The sequence below is a fragment of the Streptomyces sp. NBC_00299 genome, assembly GCF_036173045.1.
GTDB lineage: Bacteria > Actinomycetota > Actinomycetes > Streptomycetales > Streptomycetaceae > Streptomyces > Streptomyces machairae.
The window spans coordinates 692,617-710,481 of record NZ_CP108039.1; the positions used below are offsets into that span (position 1 = coordinate 692,617).

General features: G+C 72.1%; 11 protein-coding genes. 6 read left to right on the forward strand and 5 right to left on the reverse strand.

Annotation, left to right across the window (positions count from 1 at the left end; all coding sequences use genetic code 11):
- Nucleotides 1-198: 198 nt before the first annotated feature.
- From OHT51_RS03280 to tgmB, 4 genes are all read left to right on the forward strand, one after another.
- Nucleotides 199-1,344, forward strand: coding sequence for a hypothetical protein (locus OHT51_RS03280; protein WP_443052390.1), 1,146 nt, complete (start codon nucleotides 199-201; stop codon nucleotides 1,342-1,344).
- Between the two features lie 235 nt (nucleotides 1,345-1,579).
- Nucleotides 1,580-1,873, forward strand: a complete 294-nt coding sequence (locus OHT51_RS03285; protein WP_328877347.1) for a YkvA family protein — start codon at nucleotides 1,580-1,582, stop codon at nucleotides 1,871-1,873.
- Between the two features lie 118 nt (nucleotides 1,874-1,991).
- Entirely contained in the window at nucleotides 1,992-2,183 is a 192-nt protein-coding gene (gene tgmA / locus OHT51_RS03290) for a putative ATP-grasp-modified RiPP (protein WP_328884225.1), read from the forward strand.
- Between the two features lie 16 nt (nucleotides 2,184-2,199).
- Nucleotides 2,200-3,174 (forward strand): ATP-grasp ribosomal peptide maturase, encoded by a 975-nt coding sequence (gene tgmB, locus OHT51_RS03295; protein ID WP_328877348.1) that lies wholly within the window; start codon nucleotides 2,200-2,202, stop codon nucleotides 3,172-3,174.
- 24 nt (nucleotides 3,175-3,198) lie between these two features.
- Here tgmB and OHT51_RS03300 read toward each other — a convergent pair whose 3' ends face one another.
- Together OHT51_RS03300 and OHT51_RS03305 are read right to left on the reverse strand one after the other, a co-directional pair.
- The gene (locus tag OHT51_RS03300; RefSeq protein ID WP_328877349.1) at nucleotides 3,199-3,417 is read right to left on the reverse strand and encodes a hypothetical protein; all 219 of its coding nucleotides are present in this window, start codon (nucleotides 3,415-3,417) and stop codon (nucleotides 3,199-3,201) included.
- A 178-nt stretch (nucleotides 3,418-3,595) separates the two neighbouring features.
- On the reverse strand, nucleotides 3,596-4,057 hold the full coding sequence (locus OHT51_RS03305; RefSeq protein ID WP_328877350.1) for a hypothetical protein: 462 nt from the start codon (nucleotides 4,055-4,057) through the stop codon (nucleotides 3,596-3,598).
- 156 nt (nucleotides 4,058-4,213) lie between these two features.
- On the opposite strand from OHT51_RS03305, the gene OHT51_RS03310 reads away from it, so the two are divergent.
- Complete coding sequence (locus OHT51_RS03310) at nucleotides 4,214-5,176, forward strand: GlxA family transcriptional regulator (RefSeq protein ID WP_328877351.1); 963 nt, start codon at nucleotides 4,214-4,216, stop codon at nucleotides 5,174-5,176.
- A gap of 110 nt (nucleotides 5,177-5,286) precedes the next feature.
- Entirely contained in the window at nucleotides 5,287-5,634 is a 348-nt protein-coding gene (locus tag OHT51_RS03315) for a hypothetical protein (RefSeq protein ID WP_328877352.1), read from the forward strand.
- 63 nt (nucleotides 5,635-5,697) lie between these two features.
- Here OHT51_RS03315 and OHT51_RS03320 read toward each other — a convergent pair whose 3' ends face one another.
- From OHT51_RS03320 to OHT51_RS03330, 3 genes are read right to left on the reverse strand one after another with little or no spacing between them, the layout of a single operon-like run.
- Nucleotides 5,698-13,041: a MupA/Atu3671 family FMN-dependent luciferase-like monooxygenase gene (locus OHT51_RS03320; RefSeq protein ID WP_328877353.1), complete on the reverse strand. Its 7,344-nt coding sequence runs from the start codon at nucleotides 13,039-13,041 to the stop codon at nucleotides 5,698-5,700.
- Nucleotides 13,038-16,439, reverse strand: coding sequence for a type I polyketide synthase (locus tag OHT51_RS03325; RefSeq protein ID WP_328877354.1), 3,402 nt, complete (start codon nucleotides 16,437-16,439; stop codon nucleotides 13,038-13,040). The genes OHT51_RS03320 and OHT51_RS03325 overlap by 4 nt, the downstream gene beginning before the upstream one ends.
- Complete coding sequence (locus tag OHT51_RS03330) at nucleotides 16,439-17,701, reverse strand: MFS transporter (RefSeq protein ID WP_328877355.1); 1,263 nt, start codon at nucleotides 17,699-17,701, stop codon at nucleotides 16,439-16,441. Before OHT51_RS03330 ends, OHT51_RS03325 begins: the two co-directional genes overlap by 1 nt.
- Between the last annotated feature and the right edge of the window lie 164 nt (nucleotides 17,702-17,865).

Genomic DNA, 17,865 nt, shown 5'->3' on the forward strand with positions numbered 1-17,865 from the left:
CGGGTCCTGCTCACCGAGTCATTGTCATGACCGGACGCGGTACGGACCACGAGTGAGGGACGCCGGCCGGTGCGGATGGCGCACACCCCGTGTGCGGACCCCGCCCGGCGGGCAGGCATCTGCGGCGACGATACTGATACGAGCACGTGCTCCCGCCCACAGATGGACCCCATGCCCAGCTCCTCCAGCCCCCGCCCCATGACTCCCCCCTCGGTGTGGTTGGCCCGTGGCCGACATCTCGGGCCCGCCGCGGAAGAGGTACTCCGGCTCAGCCTGCGCCGGCTCAAGGACAGCCGGACCATCGACGACTTCCTGGAGCTGCCCGAGACCGAGGGCTCCCAGGAGTGGATCTTCGAGGCCCGATGGCGGGTCGCGGGCTCGGTGACCGTGCGAGCCCGGCTCACCGTGGAGCACGACTCCGGCAGCGGCCAGGACTGGATGCTGGCAGCGGAGGCGGAGGCGCCGTGGGACCCCCGGTGGCCGTCGCCGGCCGCCCTGTTCTGGCCGCAGGAACCCGATGCGACCTGGGACCACACGCCGGTCTCGGACCTGCGCCTTACGGACATCAACCCCCTGCCTTCGGACGACAAGGCCGTACGGCAGCTGCTGCGGGACTGCGCGCGAGACGGTTGGGGCATCCATGTGGTCGTCCACGAGGCCATGACCACGGACCAGCGCGGCCGCACGCCACTGGCCGGGATGCTGCCGCCGGGCCTGCGGCACCGGCTGGTCGAGCACCGTGCCGCCCCCAGCCAACTGCGCGTCGTGAACTGGGCCCTGCGGGACCTCGGCGTGCAGGTGCCGCGCGGGGGCGCCGTGGTGCTGCCCGGCAGTCCGGCGCCGTCCGGCTACGACGCGGACGACTTCGCCGTACGCAGCGTCTTCCTCGACGGCACCGAACCGGCCGAGCTCATTCACGCCGTGACGCGGTTCGCCGCCCTGTCGCGCCCGCTGCCGGACGGTGCCGAGGAGGCGCTCACCGCCCTGCGGGAGGACTGGCGGCTGCTGACGCTCGAGGAGGAACTCGATCGTGAGCGTAAGCTCGTGGCGATGTACGCCGAGGCGCTCGAGGCGATGACGAGGTCCCGCGATCTGTACCGGGAGGCCGCCGAGCAGGCGCACGCGGCGCTGGCCGCCTTCCGGGAGTCCGCCGACGCCGCGCCCGAGAGCCGGCCCGAGACCCCCGCGTCCCCGGCGGCGTCCCCGCTCCAGCAGCTGACCCGGACCTTCGAGCGCCTCAAGGTCTCCGGCCGGACACGCAGGCCCGCGGCCGAGTCGGGGGACGCGCAGGAGGCCAGGGCCGTCGAGGAGCAGCCGCAGATCCCGGGCCGCCGCGGGGCGTAGGACGGCTGCGCCGGATCCGTGGAGGGGGCGTACTGCGTCCTGCGGGCTCGCTTCGGCGCGCGGGTGGACGGATCGTGCGCCTGCGCGAGCAGGTGACCGGGCCGATCCGTGCGTCTTCCGTCCTGACGGGTGACGGGGTGCGGCCGAGTGAGCGCTGCCATGCAATGCACAGGCCGCAAGGGGGAATCCGACCGGCAGGTGCACATGGTGCGCGCCGCCGGCAGGAGGAGGGTCCATGGAGTCGACCACCGCGGTGATCGTCGTCGTCGCCCTCGCGGCCGTCGTGCTCGCCGTCGCCGTCTGGGTACTGGCGCGGCTCGTGCGGACGCGGCGTGTGATGCGGCGTGCCGGACTGCCGACGGGGCCGCGCTGGGTGTTCTGGGGCGCGGTTCTGTACTTCGTGCTGCCCACCGATCTGATGCCCGATCCGGTGTATCTGGACGACATCGGCGTGCTCTTGCTGGCACTGCGTACCCTGCGCCGTTCTCCCGATGCGGGACCGCCGGACGCCGTTGATTACAGAAAGTAAGGAAACCAATCACTCGTTCGATTCGTTTAAGTAAGTGGAGACCGAGGGGTGTCGGCGGGCCGAAGGGCGCCCCTGGGTGACCAAGCTCGATCGGAGCAGCACCTGTGAGGGAGAGACGATGCAACCGTTCGCGCTCAACTATGCACGGCCGGCAGCGGAGTTGGAGGTCGCCGCTGCATATGCTTACGACTCCGGTCTGCAGTTGAACGTGCTGCGTGACGGGCGAATAGCCGCCTGTGATCACGCGCTCTTGCGGGAGTTGGGGACCACGACATCCACGGCGGGCTCGAAGACCCACTTCGACGACTGAACGCAGGTCGCCGACGATGACGGTCTTGATTGTGACCAACGAAGAGGACGTGACGGCGGACATGGTGGTCGTGCACCTGAACGCGTCCGGCGTTCCGGTGGTCCGGCTCGATCCCGCCGACGTGACCGACGGGGTCGCTCTGTCGGGCGAGTATGTGCACGGCTCTTTCCGTGGCCATCTGTCGTCCGCGGGACGCCTGGTGAGCGTCAGTGGCCTGCGGTCGATCTGGATGCGCAGGCCGGGGGCCGCGGCGGCGCGGGCCGCCGTGCCCTCCGCCTGGCTGACACAGGAGGCGGAGCAGGCGCTGTACGGCATGCTGCGCGGCTGTGACGTGCGCTGGATGAACCATCCCGACGCGGCGCGCCGGGCTCGCTACAAGCCCTGGCAGCTGCGGCTGGCGCAGCGCTGCGGTCTGCCCGTTCCGGCCACGTTGATCACGACTTTCCCGCAGGCCGCCCGTGAGTTCGCCGAGCGGTATCCGGATCTGGTGGTCAAGCCGGTGTCCGGCGCGCATCCACAGGATCCGCCGCGCGCGGTGCCGACCAGCAGGGTGGGGCCGGACGCGGACTTCTCCGCTGTCGCGTACGGGCCCACGCTGCTGCAGCGGCGCGTGGCCAAGTGTGCCGACATCCGTCTCACCGCGGTGGGCGAGCAGCTGCTGGCGGCCCGCAAGGCGACCGGTGCCGAAACCGAGGTGGACGTCCGGTTCGCCGCGTCCGACGCGCCGTGGTGTCCCGTCGAGGTCGCGCCGCGTGTCGCCGAGGGCGTCCGCGCCTATCTGAGGGATGCGGAACTCGCCTACGGCGCCTTCGACTTCGTCGAGGACGCCGACGGGACGTGGTGGTTCCTGGAGTGCAACCAGTCGGGGCAGTTCGGGTTCATCGAGGTCGACACGGGCCAGCCGATCGCCCGCACCATCGCCGAGTGGCTCGCGCAGCCGGCCTCCGAGGAGCAGCCGCACGCCAACGGGGCGAGCGCGAAGGTGCCGTGACCGGTCCGCCCGGCCGTCCGGGGCTCAGAGCGACTGCGGCCCCGGCGGCAGTGCGCTGCGCTGCCAGGTCGGGGCGGGGGGTGCGGGACGTCCGGGAGGGGGTGCGTGGCCGCTGGACTGCAACAGGGGCTGCATGGCGAACTCGATTTCCCTGCTGACGCGTTCGGCCTCCCTGCGTACCTGGGTGGGGATGTCGCCGCGCTCCGCGATGAGCCGGTCGTAAATGGGGGAATCCTGGAACACCCGTCAACGCGCCTTTCATGTCGTGGCCCTGTGTGCAGATGGGCACGGCTGTCGAGTGTAGGCGCCGACGCACACTGAAGTACGAATTCTGCCAGAGCGCTTGACGTGCGACGAACGGGCGGTTCCACCCCGACGCGTGGTCTCGGTCCCGCCCCTCCCCCGCTGCCCGCTGCCCGGGTCAGGCGCCCGTCGTGGAACCGGGCCGGACGATCATCAGCACCGTGACGGTCGCCCACAGGAGGTTGAAGATGCCGGTGAACATGGCGAGTTGAACCGTGGCCGAGCGCTCGACGGGCTTCTCGGCGCTCAGTTGGCCGACGAGGTCCTCCTGGCGGGGCAGGACGAAGGCGATCAGGATGCCGGCGGCCGCGGCGGTCAGGGCGATGGACGTGATGAGCCATCCGCTGCCCAGCACTCCCATCGACAGGCCGGTGGCCAGGCCGAGGACGGGGACCGACACCCCGACGGCGCCGTAGACACGGCAGATGCGGTGCAGGAGCCGGACGGTGCCCACCGCCACCGCCCCGTCGGTCGCCGGGACGCGGCGCGCGGCCGGGGGGAACATGCTGGCCGCGACGGTGACGGGGCCGACCGCGATGATGGCGGCCAGGACGTGAAGGGTGAGGAGGATCTTGGTCACCCGCCCCACGCTAGGGATCTTCCGGGTGATCGCACAGGGGCTGAAACGACAGCTTCCAACGGGTTCTCGCCAGCCGCGCTCTCTGCCCTTTCACCGCCCCTCACCGGAGCCACCTGCACTTATGCCGGTGGCGGGAATCCGCCTAGGGTGTCCTTCATGCACACCGTGGCGATCCTTGTTCTCGACAACGTGGTGCCGTTCGACATGGCGACACCGTTCCAGATGTTCGGCTGGACACGGCTGCCGGACGGCCGCCGTCCCTACCGGGTCCGGCTGTGCGCCGAGTCGCCGGAGGTGCGCACGGAGGGCTTCGCCCTGCGGATCGACCGGGGGCTGGACGGGCTGGAGGACGCGGACACGATCATCGTGCCGGGCTGCGACGAGACCGGACCGCCCTCCCCCGCCGTCGTGGCGGCCCTGCGCGAGGCGGCCCGGGCGGGCACCCGGATCGCATCCGTCTGCGTGGGCGCCTTCGTCCTGGCCGAGGCCGGACTGCTGGACGGACTGCGCGCCACCACCCACTGGATGGCCACCGACGAGCTCGCACGGCGCTTCCCCGACGTCCACGTGGAACCGGACGTGCTGTACGTCGACAACGGGCAGATCCTCACGTCCGCCGGGGCCGCAGCGGGACTGGACATGTGTCTGCACATGATCCGGCGGGACCTGGGCTCGGCCGTGGCCGCGCACACCGCGCGCATGTCCGTCGTACCGCTGGAACGTGAGGGCGGACAGGCGCAGTTCATCGTGCACGAGTATCCGCCGGTGCCGCGCGGCTCGGCGCTCGAACCCCTGCTGGAGTGGATCGAGGACAACCTGGCCGGGGAGATCACCTTGGCAGCGTTGGCGGAGCGCTCGGGGATGAGCGAGCGCACCTTCAGCCGCCGGTTCCGTGAGCAGACCGGCACCACGCCGCTGCAGTGGCTGCTGCGGGCGCGCGTGCGGCGGGCCCAGTATCTGCTGGAGAACAGCGACCATCCGATCGAACGGATCGCGCGTCAGGCGGGGTTCGGGTCGCCGACGGCGTTCCGTGAGCGCTTCCGCCGGGTGGTCGGCACCACGCCGCACTCCTATCGGGCCGCGTTCCGGGCCAAGGCCGTGGTCGCCGCCGCGTCCTGACCGGGGCGAGGCCCGCTGTCAGGTCACGGTGGGATAAATCACCCGAGTCCACACGGGCCGTCAGCAGTTGGACAAGGGTATCGATCCCGCCCCAAGGACGGTGTACGCCCATGAACTGCTCCAGCCGCCTTCTCTGCGTCCTCTACATCGCCACGAGCGCGGGGCTGGCCTGGACCTCGGTCCTGGAGATCCGGTACGGGCCCGCGTGGGCGGCGTGCCTGTTCGCCGCCGCCAGTCTCGTGCCGGTCATCGCGGTGGTGCGGGAGACCGTGATCGGCGACCAGCGACGGTGGCTCCTGGAGTTGGTGACACGCGCCGGGCGCGCCGGCGACGCCGCCGAGGCGATTGTCCGTGCGGAGCTCGACTCCGCGTGCTGCGAGCGCTGGTGGACGAGCCTCGGCAGTGAGCACGAGGTGACGTGCCGGCACTGGATGCCGAGGAGCAGCAGCGCCGCGTGAGCGTCCGTGACGCCGACCCGCGCGCCGGGGGGGCGCGGGGCGGGGCGGCGTCACGGACGGGTGTCACCGCCCGAGCGCCCGGTCGGCCTCCTCGCTCAGCAGGGCGACGTAGTCACGCGTCCAGCCCTCGATGGTGGCGCGGTCCCACAGGTCGGCCGAGTACTCCACGAAGCCCTTCAGTTCGTCGCCGGCCGGGACGAGCCCGAAGGTGAGTTCCGTGCGGGCCGCCGCGGGAGCGAGGTCCTCGATGGCCGTTGTCAGACCGGGCAGTTCGACCTCCGCGTCCAGAGAGCTCTGGTAGGCGAAGCCGACGTCCAGCCGGTCCGGCACGTCGACGCCCTTGCGCTCCCTCATCGCCGGGGCGATCCGGCGCACGGGCAGGGCCTGGTCCATGCACTCCACGGTCGTACGGGCGACCTGGTCCGTCAGGGTCGCGAAGGAACCCGTCACACCCTGTCGCACCGGCAGTGCGAAGCCGGTGACCGTGCAGGCCAGCAGGGACTCGAACGCGCGGCGCTCACGGTTGGCGTAGGAAACGTTGAACACGACGTCGGACTGCCCGGACTTCCGCGCGAGCATCCTGCCCAGCGCCGCGGCCGTGACCACGAACGGCGTCGTCCCCCGCTCTCTTGCCAGCCGCTCCACGGCGGCCCGGGTCTCGGCCGGCACGGTGAACATCACGGCGCCGCCCCGTCCGCTCGCGCTCTGCGGCCGGGGCCGGTCCAGCGGCAGGCCGACGGTGAACGGCACTCCGTCGAGTTCGCGCAACCAGAACTCCACCTTCCGCTCCTCGGCGGCCTCGTCCACCTGCTCCTGCTGCCAATGGGCGTACGCCGCGGGCTGGCACTGCACGGGCGTCAGGGCATGGGGCTCGCCTTTCACGGCCGAGCCGTAGAGCGCGGCGAGTTCCTTCAGGAGCAGGCTGACGGACCATCCGTCGCAGGCGGAGTGGTGCAGGACGAGGAGCAGTGTCCAGTTGCTCTCGCCCGTGCGCAGGAGGCGCAGCGCCATCGGAATCCCGCCGGTGGGGTCGAGTGGCGTCTCCGCCGCCTCGGAACTGGCCCGGTCCAGGGCCTCCTGCCGTTCCCGGGCGGGCAGCCCGGTCAGGTCCACCACCGGCAGCTCCGCCGGGCGCGCCCGCAGCACCTGCTGCTCCCAGCCGTCGCCGCTGCGGGCCAGGCGGGTCCGCAGCCCCTCGTGCCGCTCGACGAGCCCGGTCAGGGCGGTGCGCAGTGCCGCCACGTCCAGGTCGCCGGTGAGGGTGATCCGCAGGGCTACGTTGAAGACCTGTGGGAGTTGGTGGTCGGCGTGCACGGTGGCGAAGCGGGACTGCTGCACGGTGGCGGGGGCGCGGTGCTCCACCGTGCCGGGTCCGTCGTCGTCCGCCTCAGGTGAGGCACTCGCGGTTCCCGGCGCCGCGGTCTCGCCCGCCGCCGCGGCCAGTTGGGTCGTCATGGCCCGTAGCGTCGGTTCCTGGTAGAAGCTCAGCATCGGGTACTCGGTGGCGAAGTCCTCCCGGACCCGGTTGACCAGCCGCATCGCGGTGATCGAGTGGCCGCCCAGGTCGAAGAAGGAGGCGTCGGCCGCGATGCCGTCGGCGTCGATGCCGAACTCTTCGGCCCACAGCTCCCGTACCCGCCGCTCGATGCCCGTCAGGTGACCGGCGGTGGGAGTTTCGCCGCCGGCACTCGGCGTGCGGGTCGGTGCCGAGGTGACGAGGTCGGGTGCCGGCAGCGCGGAGCGGTCCAGCTTGCCGTTGCCGCTCACGGGCAGCGCGAGCAGGACCCGCCAGGCGCGCGGCACGAGGTACTCCGGGAGCCGGGCCCCCAGTTCCTCGGCCAGCAGATCGGCATAGGCCTGCCGGTCGTCGGCCGCATCGCCGATCGGGTCGGCGGGGACGGCATAGGCCGCTAGGTACGCGTCGCCGCGATCGTTGCGCCGGGCGAGTACCGCCGCCTCACGCACGCCGTCCAGGGCGTTGAGCGTGCGGGAGACCTCCTCCGGTTCGACCCGGAAGCCCCGGATCTTCACCTGGTCGTCGGCCCGGCCGCAGAACTCCAGCGTCCCGTCGCCGGTCCAGCGGACCAGATCGCCGGTGCGGTACCTGCGGGCGTCCGGGCCGCCGTCCGGGTCCGGCAGGAACCGCTCGGCGGTGAGTTCGGGGCGGTGGAGGTAGCCGAGGGCCACGCCCGGTCCGCCGACGTACAACTCCCCCACCGTGCGGACGGGCACCGGGCTGCCCGACTCGTCGAGCACGCTCAGCCGTACGTTGTCGGCCGGGCGCCCTATCGCGATCGGACGGGCGGAGTCGTCGCTGTGCGCGGCGACGGTTTCCGCGGTGCACAGCACGGTGGTCTCGGTGGGCCCGTAGACGTTCACCGTCTCGTACGGCGCCTCGGGGCGCGGCCTGGTGCGCAGTACGTCTCCGCCCAGCAGGAGGTGACGCAGGGGCGGCTGCTCGTGCGGTGGCAGCCGCAGCAACTGTTCGCCCAGGGCGGTGGGGAGGATGGAGAAGGTGACGCGCTCGCCGGCGTACCACCGGGCCAGGGACAGCGGGTCCCTGCGGACTTCCTCTTCGGCGATGGTGACCGACGCCCCCGCGGTCAGTGCCGGCCAGACCTCCAGGATCGAGGCGTCGAAGCTCTGACTGCACACGGCGGCGCAGCGGTCGGCCGAGGTGAACGCGAAACGCCGGTGGTGCCATTCGCACAGGTCGACGACCGCGCGGTGCGCCAGCACCACGCCCTTGGGTGTGCCGGTGCTGCCCGAGGTGTAGATGACGCAGCACGGGGACTGGTTGTCGGTGCCGGACGCGGGGCGCGGCGGGTGGGGTGCGGTCGCGGTCGCGTCGGGGGGTACGACGGTCACGCCCGGCGGCAGCTTCAGGACGGCCGCCCCGGCAGGCGCCGACACCACGGTCCGCGCCCCGCACTCGGCGATGACCTGCTCGGCGCGCACCCGGCCGAGGGACGGATCCAGCGGCACGTAGGCGCGGCCCGCTCTGAGTGCGGCGAGCATGGCGACGACGAGGTCGGTGGAGCGCGGCAGCCAAAGCGCAACGACCTCGGCACCGCCGTCCGTGGCGGGCTGTTCCCGCAGGACGGCGGCCAACTGCTCGGCGCGGTCGTTCAGTTCGCGGTACGTCAGTCGGGTGTCGCCGCTGATCACGGCGGTGCTGTTGGGCCGAGCAGCCGCCTGCCGGGCGACCAGGTCGTGGACGGTGGTGTCCGCGAGCGGGCGGGACGGGCCGTGCTGCCAGGACCTCGGAACGGGCTCCCCGTCGGCGGCGGTGTCGACGGCCGCCGGAGCGAGCCGGGACAGCGGCGTGTCAGGGGTGTCGACCGCTGCGGCGAGCAGTGTCCGGAAGGTGGCGAAGAAGTCGTCGACCGTCTCCTGGTCGAAGAGGTCGGTGTTGTACTCCAGGTGGCAGCGGATGCCCTCGGGCTGGTCCGTGAAGTAGACGGTGAGGTCCGTCAGGGACTTGTCCGGGCCGGCGTCCAGCGTTGTGGCCTCGATGCCGGGCAGGTCGAAGCGGAACGGTTCGGCGCGCTGGAACTCCGCGAATGCCTGGAACACCGGTGTCCGGTCGACCGCCCTGGGCGGGGCGAGCTCGCGCACCACTGTCTCGAAGGGCACGCGCGCGTGGTCGTACGCGTCGAGAGCGACCGTGCGCACGCGGTCCAGCAGCGTGCCGAACGCCGGATCGCCGGACAGGTCGAGGCGCAGCGCGAGGGTGTTCACGAAGAACCCGAGCACCTGCTCGGCCCGCTCGGGCCGGTCCGAGATGGGGGTGCCGACGACGATGTCCGTCTGCCCGGTGATCCGGTGCAGCATCGCCCCGTAGCCGGCGAGCAGGGTCATGAACAGGGTGCTGCGGCGGGCGCGGCTCAACTCCCGCAGCCGTCCGGAGAGTTCCGCGTCGAGCGTGTGGAAGACCGCCCGGCCGTTGGAGGTCATGGTCGGCGGGCGCGGCCGGTCGGTGGGCAGGGCGAGGACGGGCAGGTCGCCGTCGAGGGTGCGGCGCCAGTAGGCCAGGTCCTCGTCGGCCTCGGGGCTGTTCGCGGACGCCGCCTGCTCCCTGGCGTGGTCGGCGTAGCTCCAGGTGAGCGGGGGCAGGTCGGGGGTGGTGCCGTCGCGTTCGGCGCGGTAGAGCGCGGAGAGGTCGCGGGCGAGGACCGTGGCCGAGGCCGCGTCGACCACGATGTGGTGGAGGGACAGCACGAGGACGTGTTCCGCCTCGGCGAGCCTGACCAGGCGGGTGACGAACAGCGGTCCGTCCGCCAGGTCGAAGCGGCGTGCGCTCTCCGCGGCCAGGACGTCGCCGAGCGCGGTCCGGGGGTTGCCGGTGCCGTCGACGACCTCGAAGTCGGGCTCGACCGGCGCCGCCCGCACCACCTGTCGTGGCTCGCCTCCGCTCTCCCGGAAGACGGTGCGGAGCCCCTCGTGCCGGGCGACGAGGCCGCGCAGTGCCGCGCGCAGTGCGGGTACGTCGAGAGGGCCTTCGAGGCGGATCGCCTTGACCTCGTTGTAGGCGGTACGGCCGGGGAGCAGGCGCTCCAGGAACCAGATCCGTTCCTGGCCGGGCGACAGCGGCGCGTCGGCAGGGGCGGGCGCAACCGTCCGCCGGTATGTGCGGCGCAGCGCGTCCAGGTGTGGCAGGCCCTCGCGCAGGTCGTCCGGGGCGACACCGAAGTCGACGAGGGCGACGATCTCGTCGGCGCCCGCCGCGGTCACCGCGTCGACCACGGGGCGGACGCTGTCCACCGTGCCGATCAGGGCGCGCTGGTCGCAGTAACGGCCGTAGGCCCGGCGGAACACCGCATCCAGGTCGTCCTCGCTCAGCTCGGCCAGGTCGACGTTGTGTCCGAGGCTGTTGGTGACGCCGCTGAACACGGACAGGGACGCGCGCATATAGCGGGAGAGCGGTTCGTACGCCTCGGTCCTCGCGATGTCGTGGTCGGCCGCGAGGTAGGTGTGCAGCAGGACGGCGACCCGCCCGGTGTCCGGGTCCAGGCCGTGCTGGGCCCGGGTACGCCGGTAGCGGGCGATGTTCTCCCCGAGCTGTTCGACGCTCTGGGTCATCAGGTTGGTGACGATGCCCAGGTCGTGACGGGCGGCGAGTTCGAAGGATGCGGGGTTGCCGACCACCGCGGTGTACATGGGCGGGGCGTCCTGCACCGGACGCGGGAAGAGGTGTACCTCGGCCTCTCCGGCCCCACTGGCCCGGCGCACGGGTTCGCCGCGCCAGAACTTCCTCACCTCCTCCAGCTGTTCGTACATCAGCTCCTTGTGCCGGCCGAAACGGTCGGGGAAGAACACGAAGTCCTTGGCGCTCCAGCCGCTGGCGACGCCGATGCCGACACGCCCGCCGGAGAGGTTGTCCACCATCGACCACTCCTCGGCGACCCGGATGGGGTCGTGGAGCGGCAGGACGACGGAGCCGGCGTTGAGCCGGATGCGTTCGGTCTCCCGGGACAGCGCGGCGGCGAGCACGGCGGGGTTGGGGAAGAGGCCGCCGAAGGAGTGGAAGTGGCGCTCGGGCATCCACAGCGCATGGAAGTCGTGCCGGTCGGCGAACCGGGCTACGTCCATGAGGAGTTCGTACGGGCCGCCCTTCGCCGGCCCGGAGGCCTCCTGCGGGTAGTCGCCGAAGAAGTAGACGCTGAAGTCAGCGGTGCGGGCGGCGGGTTCGCTCACGGGTGCGGTGCGGGAGTCGGTGACGGCTGCGGCGTTCCAGGCCATGGCGGCGACCGGGGCGGGTGTCGCCGCGGGAACGGCCGGTTTCGGTTCCGCGGCCCGGCCCGGTGCGAGTCCCGGTGCGAGTGCCGGTTTCGGTTCAGGTGGCGCAGCCTTCGGCGCAACCGGCCGCCCGCCCGGGAAGAAGCCCGCCGTCCGCAGCTCGCGCAGCGAATCCCGTACGGCGTCCGCCACGAACTCGGTGTCGCCGTCCGTGTGGGCGGTGGACAGGAAGAAGTTGCGCCACTCCCAGACGTGCACGCCGCGCAGCATCAGGTGGTGGTAGAGGAGCTCCATGTCGGCGCGGTGCTCGAAGCGGAACTGGGAGCCGAAGTGGCTCATCCGCAGCGGGAACTCCTCGGCCTCGAAGAAGCCGTTGAGCGTCGCGGCCAGTTCGGCGGTACGCGTGTTGAGCCGCTCCTGGAGGCGCGGGCTGTGCTCCTTGAGGTGGGTCAGCACGGCGCGCGCGGCGACCATCGACACCGGGTGCTGGATGTACGTGCCGCCGAAGAACGTGGTGTCGGCGGGCGGGTAGCTGTCGTCGCCGTAGGACCAGTGGCCGCCGTCGACGCCGTCCATGATGTCGGCGCGGCCGGCGATGGCCCCGATGGGGAAGCCGCCGCCGAGCAGCTTGCCGTACGTGGCGAGGTCGGGTGTGACGCCGTACAGCTCCTGCGCGCCGCGCAGGGCCGGGCGGAAGCCGGTCAGCATCTCGTCGAAGAGCAGCACGATGCCGTGCCGGCGGGTCAGCTCGCGCAGCTTGCGTACGAACTCGACGGGCCGCAGGGAGGGGTGTCTGCTCTGCACCGGCTCCACGACGACCGCGGCGATGTCGTCGGCGTGCCGGGCGATCGCTTCCAGGGCGGCGTCGGTGCCGTAGTCGAGGACCAGCAGATCGGAGACCGAAGCCTGCGGGATGCCTCGGGAGACGGGCACGGTGACCTGGTCGGTGCCGCTGCCCGAGGCGCGGCCGAGGACGTTGTCGGCGTGGCCGTGGTACGCGCCCAGGAAGGTGACGATCTTGTCGCGGCCGGTCGCGGCGCGGGCGAGGCGGATGGCCGCGGAGTTGGCCTCCGTACCGGAGTTGGCGAAGGCGACCCGCTCCAGGCCGGTCAGTTCGGCGAGGAGTTCCGCCGCCTCGCCGGTCTCGACGTTGCGCGGGCCGAGCTGGATGCCCCGGGACAGGTGCTCGCGCACGGCCTCGGTGACGAAGTCGGGCTCGTGACCGAACAGGAGGACGCCGAAGCCCATCGTGATGTCGACGTACTCGTTGCCGTCGACGTCCTGGAGCCGTGCGCCGCTCGCCCGGTGGCCCGCGATCGGGTACAGCATCTCCTTCGTACCGCTGCGGAAGCCCACGACGGCACGGCTGTCGGCCAGGACGCGGCGGTAGCGCTGGGCGATCCGCTTGGAGGTCGGGGTCCTTGCGGTGTAGCGGCGTACGAGATCGGCGAGGTGCTCCTGCTGGGAGTGCGGTGACACGCCCTGCACCATTCCGGAGGTCTTTGCGACCGTCACGCGCGGTCCGTGGACGCGCGGTGCCTCCGGCGACCGCTGCTCCGGGACGGAGGCGCCGGCTCCGCCCATCTGCTCGGCGATGCGCTGCGAGAGTTCCGCCATCGCCGCCAGGTCCTGGTCCAGTGCGGCGGATATGCCGTGCAGCCCGGTCACTTGGCCACCTTGCCGTTGAGCCGCTCGGTCACCGAGGCCGTCTGGAGGGCCAGCAACTGGGAGAGCTGGGACATCATCTGCAGCTGTATCTGGGATATCTGCTGGAGTTTGCGGGCGAGGTCCTCCAGCTCCACGCGGGTCGCGTACTCGGGGGCGGGTGCGGGGGTGGCGGGCGCGGGAACGGAGGGCGCGGGTGCGGGAACCGGCGCGGGTGGAGGTGTGGGTGCAGGTGCGGCAACCCTGGGCGGCGCGATGGGCTGGGGTGCGATGGGCTGGGGTGCGGTGGGCTCGGGGACGATGGGCTCCGGAGCGGGCTCGCGAGCGGGTGCTTCGGGAGTGACCGGCTGTGCCGACCCCGCCCGTTCTGCCGGGAGTTCCACCGGTGCCGTCCCGCCTGTCGTCCCCGGCATGCGGGCGACGATGAACTCGGCGAGCCGCCGCGGCGTACCCGTCTCCTCGAACAGCTGCCGCATCGTCACCTTGACCCGATGCTCCTGCTCCAGCTCCCGCAGCACGCTGATCATCTGCAGCGAGTCGGCGCCGAGGTCGAAGAAGGACGCGTCGCCGACGATCGCCGACGGCTCCTCGCCGAGGTGCCGGGCCGTCGCCTCGACGATGCTGTGGAGTACGCGCGTGACCGCTGCCTCTTGCTGAACCACTTCGGCTCCCCTACTCGCTGTTGTTCCTGTGCTGAGGGCCGTCAACTCCGGCCCTGTCCAGTGGTTCCTGTGCTGGAACCGGTATCCGGGCAGCGGGACCCGCCTGCCGCCGCTGCCGGCCAGCAGGACCCGCCAGCCGACGTCCGCCCCGGCGCAGTGCAGCCCCGCCGCCGCGCCCCACAGGGCGCCGAGCCCGGCGCCGCGCCGCATCGACGGGAGGGACTGCACGGCGGGCAGCGCCCGGCGCGACAGGCCGCTGAGGGTGGTGTGCGGCCCGATCTCCAGCAGGGCGTCGGGCCGCCCGTCGCCGATGTCGCGCAGCGCCTCGTCGAAACGGACGGGCTCGCGGGTGTGCCGTAGGAAGTAGTCGGCGTCCGGGGTCCAACCGGGCGGGCGGGTCCCTCCGTCGAGGGCGCTGACGAACGGGATCCGTACCGGACGGAAGTCGACGTCGTCGAGGATCTTCCGGAACTCCTCCAGCATCGGTTCCATCAGAGCGGTGTGGAAGGCACGGGTCACCGTCAGCCGCCGGCCCGGCGTGCCGCGCTCGTCCAGCAGGGCACACGCCCGTTCCACGGCCTCGACCGGCCCGGCGAGCACCTGTGCGCGTTCTCCGTTGGTCACGGCCGGTTCCAGGCCGGGCACTTCGGCGGCCAGGGCGAGGGCCGCCTCCCGGTCCACCGCCACGGCCACCATCGCGCCGGGGGCGCAGCGTTGCTGCATCAGCCGGCCGCGTTCGGTGGTGAGACGCAGACCGTCGTGGAGTGAGAGGGCTCCGGCCGCGTGGAGCGCGGCGTACTCCCCGACGCTGTGCCCAGTGACGGCGTACGGTTCGATGCCGGTGTCGCGCCAGAGCCGCACCAGGGCGCACTGGAGGGCGAACAGCGCGGGCTGCGCGGTGTCCGTGCCTGCGAACGGCCCGTCGGGCGTGTGCTCCGGTGTCCCCTCCCTTGATGCGTCTGCCGTTCGCAGCGCGGCGAGCAGTGAGTCGCCGGTGAGGTCGCGGTAGTGGTCGTCGCAGGCGTCGAGCACCTCGCGTACGACCGGAAAGCGTTCATACAGGGCGTCGGCCATACCCGCGTACTGGCTGCCCTGCCCCGTGAACTGGAACGCCACGCGCACGCGGCCCTCCGCAGGCGTCGTCCCCGCCGTGGCCGTCGCCCCGGCCGTGCCGGCGAGCCAGGCGTCGAGGGCGTCGGCGAAAGCGGCCGGGGTGGTGCCACGGACTGCGAGCCGGTGGCGGCCGTGGACGCGGCCGAGCGCGGCGGTGGTGACCAGGTCCGCCAGGTGGTGCTCCGGCAGCTGCCGTAACCGGTCGCGGAAGGCGCGGGCGTTGTCCGCGAGGGCGGCCTCGCTGCTCGCGGAGACCAGCAACACGTCCGCAGGGGCGGCGGCGTCGGTCCGGGGAGCGGGCTCGGGAGCCTGTTCCAGGACGAGGTGGACGTTGGTGCCGCCGACGCCGAGTGAGGTGAGGCCCGCGCGGCGGGGCCCGTCGCTCCCGGGCCAGGGCCGGGCGGTGCCGGGAATGTAGAACGGGCTGTGGTCGAGGTCGAGGGCGGGATTGGGCTCGCTGAAGTTCGCCATCGGCGGGATGACGCCGTGCTTCAGGACCAGCAGGGTCTTGACGAGTCCGGCGAGCCCGGAGGCCGCGTCGAGGTGGCCGATGTTGGCCTTGGCCGAGCCGAGGGCGCAGTAGCCGGTGCGGTCGGTGTCCTCGCGGTAGGCGCCGGTGGCGCCGTCGAACTCGATCGGGTCGCCCTTGAGCGTGCCGGTGCCGTGGGTCTCCAGGTAGCCGATGCTGTCCGCGTCGACACCGGCACGGCGCAGGGCCTGGCGGATGGCGGCGCGTTGCCCATGGGCGCTGGGGGCGGCGAACGCCTTCTTGTCGGCGCCGTCGTTGGCGATGCCCCAGCCGCGGACGACGCCGTGGATCGTGTCGCCGTCGGCCACCGCCCGGCCCAGCCGCTTCAGTACGACGGCCAGGACGCCCGTGCCTCCGACGGTGCCGTCGGCTCCGGCGTCGAAGGCCCGCAGGCGGCCGGACTTGGAGAGGATCGAGCCCTTGACGTGGCGGTAGCCGACGACCTGCGGCACGTGGACGGCGGTGGCGCCGACGAGGGCGATGTCGCAGTCGCCCATGAGCAGGGACTGCGCGGCGGCCTGCACGCCGACCAGCGAACTGGAGCAGCCCGTCTGGACGTTGACCGCGGGACCGGTGAGGCCCAGCCGGTAGGCGATCCGGGTGGCGGTGAAGTCGGCGTAGTTGCCGACGGTGATCTGCATGCCGGCCATCCAGTCGGAGGCGGCCTGGCTGGGCAGGACGTTGTTGAGGAGGTAGTTCTGCAGGGTGTACAGGTGATATCCGGTGCTGGCGTACACGCCGACGCGGCTGCCGTCCCGTTCGTCCGGGTAGCCGGCGTTCTCCAGGGCGTGCTGGGCGCACTCCAGGAGCATGCGGTGCTGGGGGTCGGTGATCTTGGCCTCGCGGGCACTCATCGCGAAGTGCTGGGCGTCGAAACCGGCGATGTCGTCCAGCACCCCGGAGGCGCCGACGAAGTCCGCGGCCCGGTACTCCTCGGCGGGTACGCCGGCGGCGTCGAGCTCCTCGTCCGTGAACCGGGTGATGCAGTCCGTGCCGTCACGGATGACACGCCAGAACTCCTCGGGCGTGTTCGCGCCGGGCAGCCGGAAGGCCATGCCGATGACGGCCATCCGCGGGTCGGGGTCGCTCATGGCCATCAGCTGCGTCCCTCCGTCACCGTCGGTTTGTCCTGGCTGACCGTTTCCTCAGCGAGATGGTCACGTGGGCCGCCCCGGCGCAGAAGCAGCAGGAGCAGCGTTCCGCACAGGACGATGGCGAGGCCGTGGAAGGAGGCCACGACCTGCAGTGGCGAGAACGTCTCCAGCAGGGCGCCGCTCACGAGCATGCCGAGGCCGAAGCCGGCGTTCTCGGCCGACGCGGAGAGCCCGAAGAGGCGGCCGCGCTGCTCGTCCGGGGCGGCCTGCAGCCGCGACACGTAGACGATCTCGGTGAACCCGTCGGCGGCGCCGGCGACGAGCGCGGCGATGACGGCGGGCAGGGTCGGCAGCCCGCTGAAGACCACGATGAACCCGGCCGACATCACACAGGCGCCGAGCGCGAACGCCCGCTCCCCGGGCGTGCGCCCGGTCTTCTTGGTGACCCGCCCGATCACCTGCTGGGCGACGATGTTGCCGATGGCCCAGGTGGCCCAGAACTGGCTGATGAACGTGGCCGGATGGTCGGGGTCCAGGCTGCTGGAGTAGATGGGCAGGGCGACGTTGTGGGAGGAGGAGCCCAGCCCGTCCACCGCCCGGATGGCGATCATCGCCATCAGCAGCGGCGCCGTGGCCAGCAGCGCCCGCGCCGTCCAGCGCGCGGCACCGGAGGACGCCGCGGTGCCGCCGGCGGCGGCATCCTTCTGCACCGCCCTGGTGCGTACGGGCAGCAGGAACAGCACCGTCGCCGAGACCAGGAAGGACGCGGCGTCCAGGGCGAACGCCGCGGAGTAGCCGAGCTGCGCGACCACCACACCCGACGAGGCGAACCCGGCGATCATCGCGAGTGAACGCCCGGTCACCAGGAGCCCGTTGGCGCGTACGCGGTGCTCCGCGCCGACGATCTCCGGGATGCTGCTGCGCAGGGCCACCTGGGAGAGCGTCGAGCAGCCGCCGGTGACCACGGCGAGGACGTAGAGCAGCCCCACGCGGGTGGCGTCCGGTGCGAGCAGCAGTGTCAGCAGCGCCACGGCCTGGCACAGGTCGGCGCCGACCATCAGGCGCTTGCGGTCGTAGATCGAGACGAGCCGCCCGCTCACCCAGCCCGACACGACATTCGTGGCCAGACGTACGGCCATGAAGAGGCCTGCGGCCAGCGCGCTGCCCGTGGCGTCGTAGACGAAGACGTTCAGCGCCACCATGTTCAGGTAACTGCCGTACGCCGAGATGCCGTTGCCCAGGACGAGCAGCCGGAAGTTCCTCATGCACCTTCCCCTGGTCTGCATGGAGGGTGTGAGTGGTGTGCGAGACCGGGATGCGTCGTCCGCGCGCTCAGTGGCGGGGCGGAGTCGATACGGACGGCAGGCTCCGGGACGTTCGCCCGTCGCGCGGGTGGCGCCGTCGCGGTGTCCGGTCCCCGTTCATCGGC